This is a genomic window from Pseudomonas sp. ADAK2 TE3594 (assembly GCF_053628675.1).
On record NZ_JBRJGV010000001.1, the window covers coordinates 2,425,683 to 2,440,158 of the forward strand.

The 14,476-nt window shown below is 59.0% G+C and carries 13 protein-coding genes; 10 read left to right on the forward strand and 3 right to left on the reverse strand.

Translation table 11 applies throughout. The features are described 5' to 3' along the window. Window positions 1-299 precede the first annotated feature (299 nt). Window positions 300-1,055 carry a FadR/GntR family transcriptional regulator gene (locus AB7M22_RS11030; protein WP_454186294.1) on the forward strand — a complete coding sequence of 252 codons (756 nt, stop codon included), beginning with the start codon at window positions 300-302 and terminating at the stop codon, window positions 1,053-1,055. A gap of 9 nt (window positions 1,056-1,064) precedes the next feature. Here the strand turns inward: AB7M22_RS11030 and AB7M22_RS11035 are convergent, their stop codons facing one another. From AB7M22_RS11035 to AB7M22_RS11045, 3 genes are all read right to left on the reverse strand, one after another. After that, a complete protein-coding gene (locus AB7M22_RS11035; protein WP_454186295.1) occupies window positions 1,065-1,946 on the reverse strand; it encodes an SMP-30/gluconolactonase/LRE family protein in 882 nt (293 codons plus the stop codon). After that, complete coding sequence (locus AB7M22_RS11040; protein ID WP_454186296.1) at window positions 1,943-2,785, reverse strand: NAD-dependent epimerase/dehydratase family protein; 843 nt, start codon at window positions 2,783-2,785, stop codon at window positions 1,943-1,945. The genes AB7M22_RS11035 and AB7M22_RS11040 overlap by 4 nt, the downstream gene beginning before the upstream one ends. A 94-nt stretch (window positions 2,786-2,879) precedes the next feature. Next, a complete protein-coding gene (locus tag AB7M22_RS11045) occupies window positions 2,880-3,605 on the reverse strand; it encodes an oligogalacturonate-specific porin KdgM family protein (RefSeq protein ID WP_454186297.1) in 726 nt (241 codons plus the stop codon). Window positions 3,606-3,965: 360 nt separating this feature from the next. On the opposite strand from AB7M22_RS11045, the gene AB7M22_RS11050 reads away from it, so the two are divergent. From AB7M22_RS11050 to AB7M22_RS11090, 9 genes are all read left to right on the forward strand, one after another. Beyond that, on the forward strand, window positions 3,966-5,120 hold the full coding sequence (locus AB7M22_RS11050; protein WP_454186298.1) for a mandelate racemase family protein: 1,155 nt from the start codon (window positions 3,966-3,968) through the stop codon (window positions 5,118-5,120). Window positions 5,121-5,192: 72 nt separating this feature from the next. Beyond that, window positions 5,193-6,803, forward strand: coding sequence for an ABC transporter substrate-binding protein (locus AB7M22_RS11055; protein ID WP_008006401.1), 1,611 nt, complete (start codon window positions 5,193-5,195; stop codon window positions 6,801-6,803). Window positions 6,804-6,890: 87 nt separating this feature from the next. Next, window positions 6,891-7,904: an ABC transporter permease gene (locus tag AB7M22_RS11060; RefSeq protein WP_454188788.1), complete on the forward strand. Its 1,014-nt coding sequence runs from the start codon at window positions 6,891-6,893 to the stop codon at window positions 7,902-7,904. 51 nt (window positions 7,905-7,955) lie between these two features. Beyond that, a complete protein-coding gene (locus AB7M22_RS11065; protein WP_454186299.1) occupies window positions 7,956-9,566 on the forward strand; it encodes an ABC transporter substrate-binding protein in 1,611 nt (536 codons plus the stop codon). A 62-nt stretch (window positions 9,567-9,628) separates the two neighbouring features. After that, window positions 9,629-10,546, forward strand: coding sequence for an ABC transporter permease (locus AB7M22_RS11070; RefSeq protein ID WP_008006398.1), 918 nt, complete (start codon window positions 9,629-9,631; stop codon window positions 10,544-10,546). A gap of 11 nt (window positions 10,547-10,557) precedes the next feature. Beyond that, window positions 10,558-11,397, forward strand: a complete 840-nt coding sequence (locus tag AB7M22_RS11075) for an ABC transporter ATP-binding protein (protein ID WP_008006397.1) — start codon at window positions 10,558-10,560, stop codon at window positions 11,395-11,397. Window positions 11,398-11,407: 10 nt separating this feature from the next. Then, window positions 11,408-12,184: an ABC transporter ATP-binding protein gene (locus tag AB7M22_RS11080; RefSeq protein WP_008006396.1), complete on the forward strand. Its 777-nt coding sequence runs from the start codon at window positions 11,408-11,410 to the stop codon at window positions 12,182-12,184. 26 nt (window positions 12,185-12,210) lie between these two features. Next, complete coding sequence (locus AB7M22_RS11085; RefSeq protein ID WP_454186300.1) at window positions 12,211-12,579, forward strand: 5-carboxymethyl-2-hydroxymuconate Delta-isomerase; 369 nt, start codon at window positions 12,211-12,213, stop codon at window positions 12,577-12,579. 54 nt (window positions 12,580-12,633) lie between these two features. Further along, entirely contained in the window at window positions 12,634-14,451 is a 1,818-nt protein-coding gene (locus tag AB7M22_RS11090; RefSeq protein ID WP_454186301.1) for a glycosyl hydrolase family 28 protein, read from the forward strand. Window positions 14,452-14,476: the final 25 nt, after the last annotated feature.

The window sequence follows — 14,476 nt, forward strand, 5'->3', positions numbered from 1 at the left end:
TGAGCAGTCGCCTTCGGGCTATAGAGCCTGCTTGGCGGCGAACTCGCGACCCGACGATGGCGCTTGCCAGTTTGCAAGCATTGAAGGTTTTAGGTTTTGTCATGAATAATCAGATCCTTGATTAACGTGAGTGCGTAACGCGCAATTTCTCAGCGTTTCTCGAGCGACGTCCTTGTCGCCATTGCCGCGAATCGAACGTCCGCTGCATGCGAAATACCATCATTTGAGCTGATGCGTTGTCGTACAACTGAATGAGCTATGATGCGCAATCATTCGAAAAACCGAGATTTTTGTTTTTGATGGACAAACTGAATATCCAACCCAGTGTTCGCCGCAGGCACCGAAGTCTGGCGGAGGAGTTGGTGACCGAACTTTCCCGGCGTATTTGCAGCGGTGAGCTCGCCCGTGCGACAAAGCTGCCCACTGAATCTCAGGTCATGGAGGAACATGGTGTCAGTCGCACGGTGGTGCGTGAGGCTATATCGCGCCTTCAAGCGGCAGGCCTGGTGGAAACCCGGCATGGCATCGGTACGTTTGTTCGGGACATCCCGAGCCCGAGCGGTTTTCGAATCGACCCGGCCAGCATTGTCACGTTGCAGGATGTGTTGGCGGTGCTTGAGCTGCGCATCAGCCTGGAAGTGGAGGCGGCCGGCCTGGCCTGCGTACGCCGTACCGACCAGCAACTGCAACTGATGCGTGACTCGCTGGACGCCCTGAACTCCAGGGCGGTCAGTGTCGAATATGCGGTGTCCGCGGATTTCCAGTTTCACCAGCAGATCGCGTTGGCCACGGGTAACCGCTATTTCACCGACATCATGTTGCATCTTGGGGTCAGCATCCTCCCGCGCGCGCGCCTGCATTCCACACGAGTGGTCAATGACAACAAGGAACCCTATCTGGAACGTCTGAGCCGCGAGCATGAAGACATCTATAAGGCGATTGTCCGGCGGGATGCCGACGCCGCTCGGGCGGCGATGCGCCTGCACTTGTCCAACAGCCGCGAGCGAATGCGGCGCGCGTATGAGGCCGCAGAAGCCGAGGCGTTGAACGACTGAACGCAGGCTTCAGGCTCGTGCCATGGGTTCGGGCAGGCCTTTGATGCCTGGATTCAAGGCGAACACACCGCCCGCTAGTGGCTGGTCACTGAGGTCGATGCCTTGCGGGCGAATCGAGGTGACAAATAGCGTGTCGAGTCGGGCGCCGCCAAAGGCACACATCGTCGGTTTCTTCACCGGCAGTGGCAGCGAGCGATCCAGTTTTCCTTCGGGCGTAAAGCGCAGCACCAGGCCGGCATCAATCGCACAGATCCAATAGCAGCCCTCCGAATCCACGACCGCGCCATCCGGTCGACCCGGGTGGGCGTTCATGTCGACGAAATGGCGGCGGTTGTGTGGCGTGCCGCTGTCGATGTCGTAGTCAAACGCCCAGATCTGCTGCCGGGTTGGGTGCGAGTCAGACAGGTACAGGGTTCTGCCATCGGGGCTGAAGGCCAGACCGTTGGGCACCACCAGACCTTCCACTTGCGCAGTAAGCTGACGGGTATCCGGATCGTAGCGATAGAGCGCCCCGACCGCGTCGACGCCCATGTTGGTTTGCATCGTGCTGGCCCAGAAGCGTCCCTGGCGGTCGCAGCGTCCATCGTTGAAGCGCATCTGCGGCCGGGCATGCTCGACGCCGGCGAGTTTTTCGGCGCGCAGGCGTCCGTCAGTCCGAGGCACCAGTTTGAACACTCCACTTTCCTGCGCCCCCAACCAATGACCCGCCGGACTACGGGCGATGCAGGCGAGCATTTCGTCCGCCTGCCAACAGTCAGTCTTGCCATCTGGCTGCCAGCGGTGCAAGCGGCCCGCGGGAATATCCACCCAATACAACGCATTCTCCTGAGCTTGCCAGACCGGACTTTCGCCGGTTGCGTTGCGTGCGTCGACGATGAGTTCGGCATTCATTGGTGTGTTTCCGGCAGGTCACCGAACGGCCCGGCAGCCGTGAATGCTCCCCCTTGGAACAGGCTGTTGGGATCGTCAGCGGCAGGTTTGGGTTGTTGCTCAATTTGCGTGCGAAAGACCTCCGAACTGTCCTGCGGGGCAAAGCACAGGTGGGCGGCATGGCGATTACTCCACCACTGATCACGATTGTTGGAAACACCGTAAACCACGCTGTGTCCGACATTGCTGGCCAGCAGGGCTCGAGCTACCAGGTGCTCCAGGTCCGGATAGCTGAGCCATGTCGAGAGCATTCGCAGGTTGCGCGGCTCCGGAAAGGATGAACCGATCCGCAAACTTACCGTTTCGATGCCATAGCGGTGAAAGTAGAACGTCGCCATGTCCTCGCCGTAAGCCTTGGACAAACCGTAATAGCCATCCGGTCGGCGCTGAGAGTGAGCATCCAGTTCGACGTCCTGCGGGTAGAAACCGGTGACGTGGTTGGAGCTGGCAAAAACAATTCGCTTGACCCCGTGTTGCCGCGCCGCCTCATAAATATGAAAGGTGCCGCGGATGTTGGCCTCCATGATTTCCTCGAAGGGCCGCTCCACTGAAATCCCGCCCTGATGGACGATGGCATCGACGTCTTTGACCAGCGCCGCGACTGCGGCCTTGTCGGCCAGGTTGCAGTTGATCACTTCGTCATACTGACCACGGCTGGGTGCCATGGGGCTGATGTCCGAGGCGCGGACAATTTCGGCGTGAGCCTGCAGGGTTTCTCTGAGGATCTGGCCCAGGCCGCCGGCGGCGCCTGTCAGCAGAATGCGGTTGAAGGGTCTAGGCGAGGCGGGTTGTGTGGTCATGGTCAGATCTTCCATTGAACGGTAGTGACGTGTTGGTTCGGGGGTGGGGCGCTTGCCTGGCGAGCGATGCGCGATCGTCAGGCAATACCTGGTCTTACATGAAGTTGTACTGGACGCCCAGACGCCAGCGCGCCTGGCGATCGGGGGACGTGGAGTCGACTTTTACGTCGCCGATTTCCATGAACGGCGCCCATTCCTTGGTGAGTTTGTATTTGACGATCAGGTTCTGTTCGTAATCGCTCTTCTTGTTGTCGTAGCGGATGTAGTCGGTCTTGAAATAGATGAACTGATATTCGTAGGCCCACTTGTTGGCAGGCGTATAGCCGAGCCAGCCTTCAAAGCGGTTGGTGGTCTGGTCATCCTTGATGTGGTCGGGCATGTCTTCATTGACCTGGTCACGATCCAGTTTCTTGGCGTCCAGGCGATAGCGCGTGGCGACGTAGAAGGCATCGTTGATTTTGTAGTTGTACTTGAGGCCGAACTTGTAAGTGGTCGAGTCCTTCGAACTGTCCATCTGGAAGGCCGGGGTCAGCGTCGATTGCGCGCTGAGCTTGTAGTTGTAGCTGACTGTGAACTCATGGCCGTTGTTGACCATGTTGTCGTAGGCGACATCTTCACGGTCGCCGGCCGTGCGGTATTTCATTTCCGCTTCAAAGCCCAGTCCACTGTCCAGACGGTAGTTGAACTTGATTCGGTCAGCGTGGGCGCTGTCGTCCTCGGTGTACTGGTGGCGGTAGTTGATGCTGGCAGAGTCAGCGCTGACGCAGAAGGGCAGGCTGAGGGTCGCGACAGTAACGAGCGTGCGTAGGGTGGTGTTCATACGGTCTTCTTTTTTGTTTTTGTTAGGGTCGTTTGACGTGTACTACGAGCAGCATGGTGTTGCGTATGGATCTCATTTGTGGTGCTGATATACGTTATCGTACGACAAGACGACTCGTCTATGGGTTATTGCTCGTTTTGAAACATGTTGTTACACATGTGCCGTGTGAACAGGGCTTTTAAGCAATGCGTGTTATTCCTTGGTTGTCTTTAAATACGGGCGTTTTGATTGGGTATTGAGGAAAAAGGCAGGGGGTGTAGGTTATTTATTGGGTCTTTTCATGTGTTGTACGATGACATATGATCGGCGACAACAGACGACACTCCTGTCACAAATCCAATAAGAAGGCTAAAGACGTCCATGAGAATCACAGCAGTCAACGTCCAGGTATTTGCCTACCCGACCCGCCGCGCAGTGGATAGCGCTGGCCACGCTCACCCAGGTGATGTCACCCAAGCCCAAATGGCTTTGCTGCGCATCCAGACCGAAGACGGCAGTGAAGGCTATGCCTTTGGTGCGCCGGAACTGATTCGTCCTTATGTGCTGGACGGTTTTGTACGCAAAGTGCTGGTCGGGCAGAACGCGTTTGATCGCGAGAAAGTCTGGCACGACCTGGCGCACTGGCAGCGTGGCAGTGCCAGCCAGTTGACCGATCGTGCCTTGGCCTTGGTGGAACAAGCGTTATGGGACTGGGCGGGGCGCAAGCTTGGCGTGCCGGTACACAAGTTGATTGGCGGCTTTCGCGACAAGGTCCCGGCTTACGGCTCAACCATGTGCGGCGATGAGCTGCCCGGCGGGCTGGCGACACCGGAAGACTACGGGCGTTTCGCTGAAACGCTGGTCAAGCGCGGCTACAAGGCGATTAAGTTGCACACTTGGATGCCGCCCGTGTCCTTCGCCCCAAGCCCGCGCATCGACATTAAAGCGTGCGCCGCCGTGCGCGAAGCGGTGGGGCCGGACATCGCCCTGATGCTCGATGGTTATCACTGGTACAGCCGCACCGATGCCCTCTACATCGGGCGTGAGTTGGAAAAACTCGACTTTGCCTGGTTCGAAGAACCGATGATGGAAGAGTCTGCTGAGTCCTATGCCTGGCTGGCGGGCCAACTGGAGATCCCGGTACTGGGACCGGAAACCCTGTCGGGCAAACACTTGAGCCGGGCCAGCTGGGTCAAGAATGACGTCTGCGACATCCTGCGTGCCGGTGTGGCTGGCGTCGGTGGTATCGCACCGTGTCTGAAGGTCGCGCACATGGCCGAATCCTTCGGCATGGATTGTGAAATCCATGGCAATGGCGCGGCGAACCTGGCGGTGGTTGGGGCGATCAAGAATTGCACCTGGTATGAGCGTGGATTGCTGCATCCGTACCTGGATTACGACGAGGTGCCGGCGTACCTCAAGCGCCTTGTCGATCCGATGGACAACGATGGTTTTGTGCGCCTGTCCGATTTGCCGGGCCTGGGTGAAGAGATCGATTTCGAGTTTATCGAGACCCATACGCTTAACAGCTTCTGACCTGTACACGGGCTGCCCGGTGCACGCCGGGCCGTCCGAGAGCCCTATAAATATAAGAAAGGCACTCTCGCTATGAACATTCTTCCTTCGCTGTGGGCGCGGGTATTGGCGGCCACCCTGGCGGTCGCCGTTTTACCTGTGGCTTATGCCAAGACGCCGGCCGATCAACTGATTGTCGGCATGAGCATGATCAACCTGCTGTCCCTCGACCCGGCGGCAGCCACCGGGCTGGATGTGTCGGAGATCAATGCCAATCTCTATGACATGTTGCTGGTGCAAGACGTCGCCCAGCCTGATCGCCTGCTGCCGGCCTTGGCTGAACGTTGGCAGGTCAGCGATGACCGCAAGACCCTGACCTTCACCCTGCGCACCGGTGTGCAGTTCCAGTCCGGTAACCCCTTGACTGCCGAAGACGTCGCCTGGTCGCTGCAACGGGTACTCAAGCTCAACCTGGCGTTGGCCTCGACCTGGAAGGCGTACGGTTTCAGTGCCGAGAACGTCGAGCGCTCTATGCGCGCCACGGATGCCAATACCTTTGTCATTGAGTTGCCACGGCCGACCGATCCGCTGCTGGTGCTCAACACCCTGGCGACCTCGCCAAGTGCGTTCATTCTCGACCGCAAGAAAGTCCTCGAACATCAGAAGAACAACGACATGGGCGCCGCCTGGCTGGTGACCCATGCGGCCGGCAGTGGGGCCTTCGTGCTCAATGACTGGCGTGCCAACGACGTGATTCTGATGAGCCGCTTCGACGGATACTGGGGTGGTCCGGCCAAACTCAAACGCATCGTGATGCGCAACATGACCGAGTCGCAGTCGTTGCGCTTGATGATCGAACGCGGCGATCTGGATATCGCTAAAGGCATGTCCGCGCCGGATATCGAAGCCCTGCAAAAAAGCGACAAGGTGCGCACTCAAACCTTGCAGCGCGGCACGCTCTATTACGTAGCGCTGAGTGTGAAGCAACCGATGTTTGCCGACGCACGAGTACGTAAGGCAGTGCGCTCCCTGATCGACTACCAAGGCATCAACCAGACCGTCATGCCGCACTATGGCGTGATCAATCAACGGCCGTTGCCACTGGGCCTCGCCGCACGCTTGCCCGATCCCGGTTATCGGCTGAATGTCGATGAAGCGAAAAAACTGTTAGCTGACGCGGGCTACCCCAACGGCTTCAAGACCACCATCCGCGTGCTGGCCGAGCCCCCCTTTATCAACATCGCTTCCAACTTGCAGTCGACGCTGGCTCAGGCCGGGATCGAAGCCAGCATCATCACGGGCACCGGTAACCAGATTTACGGTGCCATGCGTGAACGCAGCTTCGACATCATCGTCGGGCGCGGCGGTGGCGGGGCAGAGCGGCATCCCCACTCCAGCTTGCGCACCCTGGTGTACAACCCGGATAACCGCGATGAAGCCAAGTTGAGTAACTTCCAGGGCTGGCGCACCTCCTTCTACAACCTTGAGTTGAACCAACTGATCGAGAGCGCTGAAGTCGAGCCTGACGCCAACAAACAACTGGCCCAGTACCGGGAAATCCAGAAGCAACTCGATCAACAGGTGGGCGCGATTTTGCCGGTTTCGCAGATGACCGACACGGTGCTGATCTACGCCGACGTTGCCGACTTTCAAGGCCACACGGCAGCGACCACGCGCTACAAGGATGTCTACAAGAAGCGCTGAAAACCGCGCGGGGTGAGCCTCGCGTCGTGGCTACAGCGGTGACCGATTTATCAGGAGCTCACTATGTTTGTTATGACTGCCTCTGTCATGGGCGCTCGCGCTTCCAATACCGTCCGGCGCGCCAGTACGGTGCTGGTGACGTTGCTCGGCCTGTTGGCCCTGACTTTTGTCATCGGCCGAGTCATGCCGCTGGACCCGGTACTGGCGGTGGTCGGGCCGGACGCGGACAGTTCCACTTACGACCAGGTCTACCGGGCGATGGGGCTGGATAAACCGATCTGGACCCAGTTCGGCCTGTACCTCAATGACCTGCTCCATGGCGATTTCGGCAACGCGCTGTTGACCGGTCACCCGGTACTCGACGACATCCTGCGGGTATTTCCGGCGACCATTGAACTGGCCACCCTGGCCATCCTGTTTGGCGTGCTGATCGGCTTGCCGCTGGGCGTGTGCGCGGCCAGTAATCAGGGACGTCTTGGGGATCATGTGGCGCGGGTGATCACTCTGTTCGGTTACTCCACGCCAATTTTCTGGTTGGGCATGATGGGCCTGCTGGTCTTCTACGCCTGGCTCGGCTGGGCCGGTGGTGCCGGGCGGATTGATCTGGCGTATGACGGCATGGTGCCCGAGGTTACCGGCCTGTTGCTGATCGATTCGACTCTGGCGCGGGACTGGGAAGCCTTTGCCAGCGCTTTGCGCCACATCGTGTTGCCGGCGCTGATTCTCGGCCTGAACTCGGTGGCCTACATCAGCCGGATGACGCGCAGCTTCATGCTCGAACAGTTATCTCAGGAGTACATCATCACCGCCCGGGTCAAGGGACTGTCACGCCGCCAAGTGGTGTGGGGGCATGCCTTTCGCAACATCCTCGTGCAGTTGCTGACGGTCGTGGCGCTGGCGTATGGCTCGCTGCTCGAAGGCGCGGTGCTCATCGAGACGGTGTTTGCCTGGCCGGGTTTCGGCCAATACCTCACCAGCAGTTTGATGCTCGGCGATATGAACGCGGTGATGGGCTGTGTGTTGGTGATTGGACTGATCTTTGTCGCGCTCAACCTGATCAGCGATGCCTTGTACAAGGTGTTCGACCCCCGCACCCGTTAATCCACAACGCTGCTGCAGTACCGATAAAACTATAAAAAGAAGGATCCTTGAATGAAGACTGCTTTTTCGAAACTGCACATAAGCCTGTTGGCGGCCGTTCTGGCCTTGGGGCCGATGACAATGGCCAATGCCAAGACCCCGGCTGATCAATTGATCGTCGGCATGAGCATGGTCAACCTGTTCTCGATTGATCCGGCCAACGCCCCCGGCCTCGATGCCTCCGGCGTCAACGCCAACCTTTACGACACATTGATCAAGCGTGATCAAGGCAACCCGGAAAAACACCTGCCGCAATTGGCCGAACGCTGGGAGATCAGCGAGGACGGCAAGCAGGTGACGTTCCACCTGCGCCAGGACGTGAAATTCCATTCTGGTCATCCGCTGACTGCCGAGGACGTGGCCTGGTCGCTGTACCGGGTGATGAAACTCAACTTCGGTCTGGCGACGACCTGGAAGGCTTACGGCTACAGCGTCGATAACATCCAGTCGCTGATCCGCGCCAGTGATGCCCACACGCTGATGATCGACTTGCCGCAAACCATGGATCCGCTGCTGTTGATCGACTCGTTGGCCATCTCACCCAGCGCCGTGGTGGTGGATCGCAAGACCGCCCTGGCACACGAGAAAAACGGTGACTTGGGTGCTGGCTGGCTGGTGACCAACGAAGCCGGCAGCGGTCCATTTGTACTGACCAAATGGAGCGCCAACGACTCGCTGCTGCTGACCCGATTCGATGGCTACTGGGGCGGCGCGGCCAAACTCAAGCGCGTGGTGGTAAGGCACATGACCGAATCCCAGTCGCTGCGCTTGATGCTTGAACGCGGTGACCTTGACCTGGCCTACGGCATGGCGGCCCCAGACATTCGGGCCATCGACGGCTCGGACAAAATCCAGGTGCAGTCGTTGCCGCGCGGCACGATGTACTACGTGGCGATGAGCATGAAGCAGCCCAAGTTCGCCAAGCCAGAGGTGCGCGAAGCGGTGCGCAACCTGATCGACTACAAAGGCCTGGACGAACAGGTGATGCCGTATTACGGCAAGCTCAATCAACAACCGATGCAACTGAGCCTGGAAGCGCGCCTGCCGGATCCGGGCTATCACATGAACGTGCCCAAGGCGAAAAAACTGCTCGCCGAAGCCGGTTATCCCGAGGGTTTCAGCACCACGATTCGTACGTTGTCGGAGCCACCCTTCATCGACATCGCCGCGCGCTTGCAAGCGACGTTGGCCGAAGGCGGGATCAAGGCCAGTATCGTCACCGGCACCGGCAATCAGGTGTATGGCGCGATGCGTGCGCGCAACTTCGAGATCATCGTCGCACGGGGCGCCGAGCGGTATCCGCATCCGTATTTCAGCCTGCGGACGTTCGCCTACAACCCCAACAACAGCGATGACGCCGGCTTGCCAAACTTCCAGGTCTGGCGTGCCTCGTTCTTTAACCCGCAGCTCAACAGTTTGATCGACCAGGCCGGGGTCGAACGCGACGGGGCGCAGCGGCTCAGCCTGTATCACCAGGCGCAGGAACTCTACGACCAGCAGGTCGGGCCGATCCTGATGATTTCGCAGATGACCGACACCGTGGTCAGCGCTGCCGACGTCAAGGGCTTCGCTGGCGATGATGCCGAGGCGACGCGTTACCTGGGCGTCTACAAGCAACGCTGAATGCGGCCGGACGTGTCTGCGGACGCGCCGGGTGATCCTGAATTCAACCCGAGAACATGCCAATGATTGCCAACATGTCTTCTACCGATTCCAACGCCAAGCGGCAGGTGGATCGCACCCCCGGGTCCAGCTTCGATGCCTTGTGCAAGAGCGGCCTGAAAGTGCTGCACCACCTGTTGCGTAACCCAATGACCCTGGCTGGGCTGCTGGTCGCGATGCTGTTGGTCGTGGTCGCGGCATTTGCCCCCTGGATCGCCACTCATGATCCAGTGGCACAGAACCTCGCCAACGCGCTACAGGCGCCCGGCGCCGTTCACTGGTTCGGCACCGATGAATACGGCCGGGATATCTTTAGCCGGTTGGTCTATGGCTCACGTATCACCCTGTACATCATCACGCTGGTCACGGTGATAGTCGGTCCTATCGGGCTGTTTATCGGCACGGTCTCCGGCTATTACGGTGGCCTCGTGGACACGGTCTTCATGCGCTTGACCGACATCTTCATTTCTTTCCCCAGCCTGGTATTGGCGCTGGCGTTTATCGCGGCCCTTGGTCCTGGCCTCGAACACGCGGTGGTGGCGATTGCCTTGACTTCCTGGCCGCCGATTGCGCGGCTGGCACGGGCCGAAACCCTGTCGTTGCGCAAGGCGGATTTCGTCGTGGCGGTCGAGCTGCAAGGTGCTTCGACATCGCGAATTATTCTGCGGCACATCGTCCCGATGTGCATGTCGTCGGTGATTATCCGCCTGACCATGAACATGGCCGGGATCATCCTCACCGCCGCGGCGTTGGGCTTTCTCGGCCTGGGCGCCCAGGCACCGTCACCGGAGTGGGGCGCGATGATATCGACAGGCCGGCGCTACATGCTTGAGTGCTGGTGGCTGGTGGCTGTTCCAGGTGCGGCGATCATGCTGGTCAGCCTGGCCTTCAACCTGTTGGGCGACGGCCTGCGGGACATTCTTGATCCGCGCAGCGAGTAATCGGAGGCTGTATGTCTGCAATCAAATTGAACGTCGAAGGGCTCAATGTGCGCTTCGTCAATGGTCAGAAAGAAACCCACGCGGTACGGGATGTGTCCTTCACCCTGGGGCGCGAAAAACTGGCCATCGTTGGCGAGTCAGGTTCGGGCAAATCAACGGTGGGACGCAGCCTGCTCAAGTTGCACCCGGCCAGTACCCGAATCACCGCCAAGGCCATGCAGTTCGGTGAAGTCGATTTGCTGACGGCCAGTGAAAAAGTCATGCAAAAGATTCGCGGACAGCGCATCTCGATGATCATGCAAGACCCCAAGTACTCGCTGAACCCGGTGGTCAAGGTCGGCGACCAGATTGCCGAGGCATACCTGGCTCACCATAAGGCCAGTCGCAGCGAGGCCCGTGAGCGGGTAATGGAAATGCTCGAAAAGGTGCATATCCGTGATCCGCAGCGAGTCTACAACTTGTATCCCCACGAGGTTTCCGGCGGCATGGGCCAGCGCATCATGATCGCAATGATGGTCATCACCCGGCCGCAAGTGATCATCGCCGATGAGCCGACCTCGGCCCTCGATGTCTCGGTGCGCCAACAAGTGCTAAGCGTGCTTGAAGAGTTGGTTGAGCAGCAGGAAATGGGGCTGATTTTTGTCAGTCACGACCTAAACCTCGTGCGCAACTACTGTGACCGCGTGCTGGTGATGTACGCCGGGCGGGTGGTGGAATCACTGGCTGCCTGCGACCTGCAACACGCCCAACATCCCTATACCCGTGGCCTGCTGGCGGCATTGCCGAGCATGGACAATCGTCGCGAACGATTGCCGGTGCTGCAACGCGACCCGCTCTGGCTGACTTGCTGAGGAATTGACCATGCCCATGATCCAAGCACACGCGCTGAACCTGAGTTTCGGCGTTGGCCCGGCTCTCAATCAAGTGCTGCACGACGTCAGCCTCAGCGTTGCCGATGGTGAATCCTTTGGTTTGGTGGGGGAGTCCGGCTCGGGCAAAACCACCGTGCTGCGCTGCCTGGCCGGGCAGTATCGGCACTGGAGCGGCGAGCTGAGCATTGCCGGCGTGCCGTTGCAGCACAAGATTCCGAAGGCGCATTTCCGGCAAGTGCAGATGGTTTTTCAGGACCCCTATGGTTCCTTGCATCCACGCCATACGGTCGACACTGCGCTGCGCGAGCCGCTGATCATTCACGGGGTAGCGGACAAGGACGACCGGATCAGCGAGATCCTGCTCAAGGTGGGTTTGAACGACAGTTACCGCTATCGCTATCCGCATCAGTTGTCCGGCGGTCAGCGCCAGCGAGTGGCGATTGCCCGTGCACTGATTCTTGAACCCAGGGTCTTGCTGCTGGATGAGCCGACGTCGGCACTGGATGTTTCGGTCCAGGCGGAAATCCTCAACTTGCTGGCGGATCTGCGCCAGCGCGAGAAGCTCACGTATTTGATGGTGACCCACGATCTGGGTGTGGTGACGCACCTGTGTGATCGGGTGGCGGTGATGCAGCAGGGCAAGATCGTTGAACTGCTCGACAGTAAGGCACTCAATCAGGACCTGGCGACCCACGCCTATACAAGAATGCTGGTGCAGGCCAGCCGTGATTTCAGCCAAGAGTCCGAGCGCCAAATGGCAGTTTGAACAGACCGATTCGCGGAGAAACAACCATGCCCCATTGCCTCATCGATTGCCCCGTAACCCTGGCCCAGCGCGTCGGCGAGCAGACCCTGCTGGCCACTGTGCACGATGCCCTCGACGCCTTTGGCGTATTCAAGCCGGGGGATATCAAGGTTCGACTCAACGGTTATGTCCATTACCGCTGTGGGGCTACCCAGGATGACTTCGTCCATGTGGCCCTATACCTGTTTGCCGGGCGCAGTGCCGAACAGCAACGCAGCTTGGCTTCGGCGGTGTTGGCCGCATTGCTGGGCCTGCTGCCAGACGTCGAAGCCTTGTCCATGGATGTACGGGAAATGCCACGGGAGACGTTCGTCAATCGTAGTCAATACCTCGAAGAAGCCGGGCTATCGGCCTGAACCCGTGGGTTCAGACACCCTGGCTTGAAGACTGGCAAAGACAAGGAAAACGACATGCCGTATCAACCTCCCGCTGTTGCTCCGCCCAAACACTTTTTGGCGCGGTCACTGATCGCCACCCTGGCCGTGAGTTGCAGTCTGTCATCGTGGGCGCTGCAAGCACCGTCGAAACTGCAAGTGCCGACCCTGGCCTTTGATGATCAGCAGATCATCCTCGTCTGGGAAAAACCTGCCGATCACACCGACACCAAGGACTATCGGGTCTACGCCAACGGCGTCCTGCTGGGCAGCAGCAACGCCAACAATGACCGGGTATCGCCGGCCAAGCCCTATATCGATCGCTTCTACGAGCAGGACACCGCGAACTTCCACTACCGCATCGGCATTCACAGCTACACCGCCCAAGGTCTTAAACCCGACACCTCATACCGTTTCACCGTGCGTGCAGTGGGTGCCGATGGCAAGGAATCGGCTGACAGTCCGGCACTCGTGCAACGTACGACGAAGGTTGCGCCGGTGTTCGACGTGAAGAAGTACGGCGCCAAGGGTGACGGCAGCAGCCTCGATACCCTGGCCATCCAGAATGCTATCGAGGCCTGTACCGTTGGCTGTAAAGTGTTGTTGCCCAAGGGCATCTACAAAAGCGGCGCGCTTTATGTCAAAAGCAACATGACTTTGGAAATCGCCGAGGGTGCGACACTGCTGGGTTCCGAGCGCGCCGAAGACTATCCGCTGGCGGGTTACATTCAGTACCCGTATTCGAGCACGGTGCGCCCGGCCTCGCTGATCAACGCCTTGCCCCGCGATCCACGTCAACACCAGTCGTTCGAAAACATCCGTATCGTTGGCAAGGGCACCCTTGATGGTAATGGCTGGAAGCGGCGCACGGATATCGTCGACGAGCGTGGTCAGCCTTTGCCGTTCTACCTGCCCAGCGATAACACGCGCTACCAGCAAGACGGCATTCTCGCCAAGGCGCAAGTCGAACAAGCGGTGGCGCGAGGCATGAATGTCAAGGATGCCTACGGGCAGATGCGTTCTTCGCTGATCACTCTGCGCAATGTGAAAAACGTGTTCTACGGCGGTTTCACCGTGTTGAACCCGGCGTTCCACGGGATCATGAACCTGGAAACCGAAAACGTGGTGCTGGCCAATACCACGCACCAGACCTATGACGCCAACAACGGCGACGGCATCGAGTTCGCCAACAGCAAAGGCGCGATGGTTTTCAACAACTTCTTCGACACCGGCGATGACTGCGTCAATTTCGCGGCTGGCACCGGTGCCGATGCGGTGCATCAAAAGCCCCAGGAGGATGCGTGGATCTTCAACAACTACTTTCGCAAAGGTCATGGCATGGTGGTTGCCGGCAGCCACACAGGTGCCTGGATTCAGAACATTCTGGCCGAGGACAACGTCTCTGACGGCACCGATGCCGGTTTGCGAATGAAGAGTACTAACTTCATGGGCGGCGGGGCGCGGAACGTCACCTTCCGGGATTCGGCGATGCGCAATACCGTCAAACAGGCCTTTATTTTCACCCTCGACTACAACGACCCGAACGCCAAACTGGATTACCAGCGTTCAACAGTCCCGGGGCAGTTCCGGGATATCCGAGTCGCTGATGTGAGCGTCGAGAATGCGCAAGGCAAGGCGATCGAGGTCAAGGGCGATAGCCGGAGCAACGCCTGGCATCAGGGCCTGGTGTTCGAACGCGTACGCTTCAGCGGCCCGGCCAAGGTGCAGATCGATGGGTTGAAGGATTCACAGTTCGACAGCGTTGTATTCAGCGAGACGGGCGGGGGAAATTCATGGCAAGTGAGTAATAGCCAGGGTTTGTCTTTCAGCGCGATGGGCCCGACTCCGCCATAGTCGTTGCTTGCCTTTGGAGCTGGAT

Coding starts and splice junctions, on each gene's coding strand:
- AB7M22_RS11030 (WP_454186294.1), top strand. CDS start 300: ATGGACAAACTGAATATCCAACCCAGTGTTCGCCGCAGGCACCGAAGT.
- AB7M22_RS11035 (WP_454186295.1), bottom strand. CDS start 1,946: ATGAATGCCGAACTCATCGTCGACGCACGCAACGCAACCGGCGAAAGT.
- AB7M22_RS11040 (WP_454186296.1), bottom strand. CDS start 2,785: ATGACCACACAACCCGCCTCGCCTAGACCCTTCAACCGCATTCTGCTG.
- AB7M22_RS11045 (WP_454186297.1), bottom strand. CDS start 3,605: ATGAACACCACCCTACGCACGCTCGTTACTGTCGCGACCCTCAGCCTG.
- AB7M22_RS11050 (WP_454186298.1), top strand. CDS start 3,966: ATGAGAATCACAGCAGTCAACGTCCAGGTATTTGCCTACCCGACCCGC.
- AB7M22_RS11055 (WP_008006401.1), top strand. CDS start 5,193: ATGAACATTCTTCCTTCGCTGTGGGCGCGGGTATTGGCGGCCACCCTG.
- AB7M22_RS11060 (WP_454188788.1), top strand. CDS start 6,891: ATGGGCGCTCGCGCTTCCAATACCGTCCGGCGCGCCAGTACGGTGCTG.
- AB7M22_RS11065 (WP_454186299.1), top strand. CDS start 7,956: ATGAAGACTGCTTTTTCGAAACTGCACATAAGCCTGTTGGCGGCCGTT.
- AB7M22_RS11070 (WP_008006398.1), top strand. CDS start 9,629: ATGATTGCCAACATGTCTTCTACCGATTCCAACGCCAAGCGGCAGGTG.
- AB7M22_RS11075 (WP_008006397.1), top strand. CDS start 10,558: ATGTCTGCAATCAAATTGAACGTCGAAGGGCTCAATGTGCGCTTCGTC.
- AB7M22_RS11080 (WP_008006396.1), top strand. CDS start 11,408: ATGCCCATGATCCAAGCACACGCGCTGAACCTGAGTTTCGGCGTTGGC.
- AB7M22_RS11085 (WP_454186300.1), top strand. CDS start 12,211: ATGCCCCATTGCCTCATCGATTGCCCCGTAACCCTGGCCCAGCGCGTC.
- AB7M22_RS11090 (WP_454186301.1), top strand. CDS start 12,634: ATGCCGTATCAACCTCCCGCTGTTGCTCCGCCCAAACACTTTTTGGCG.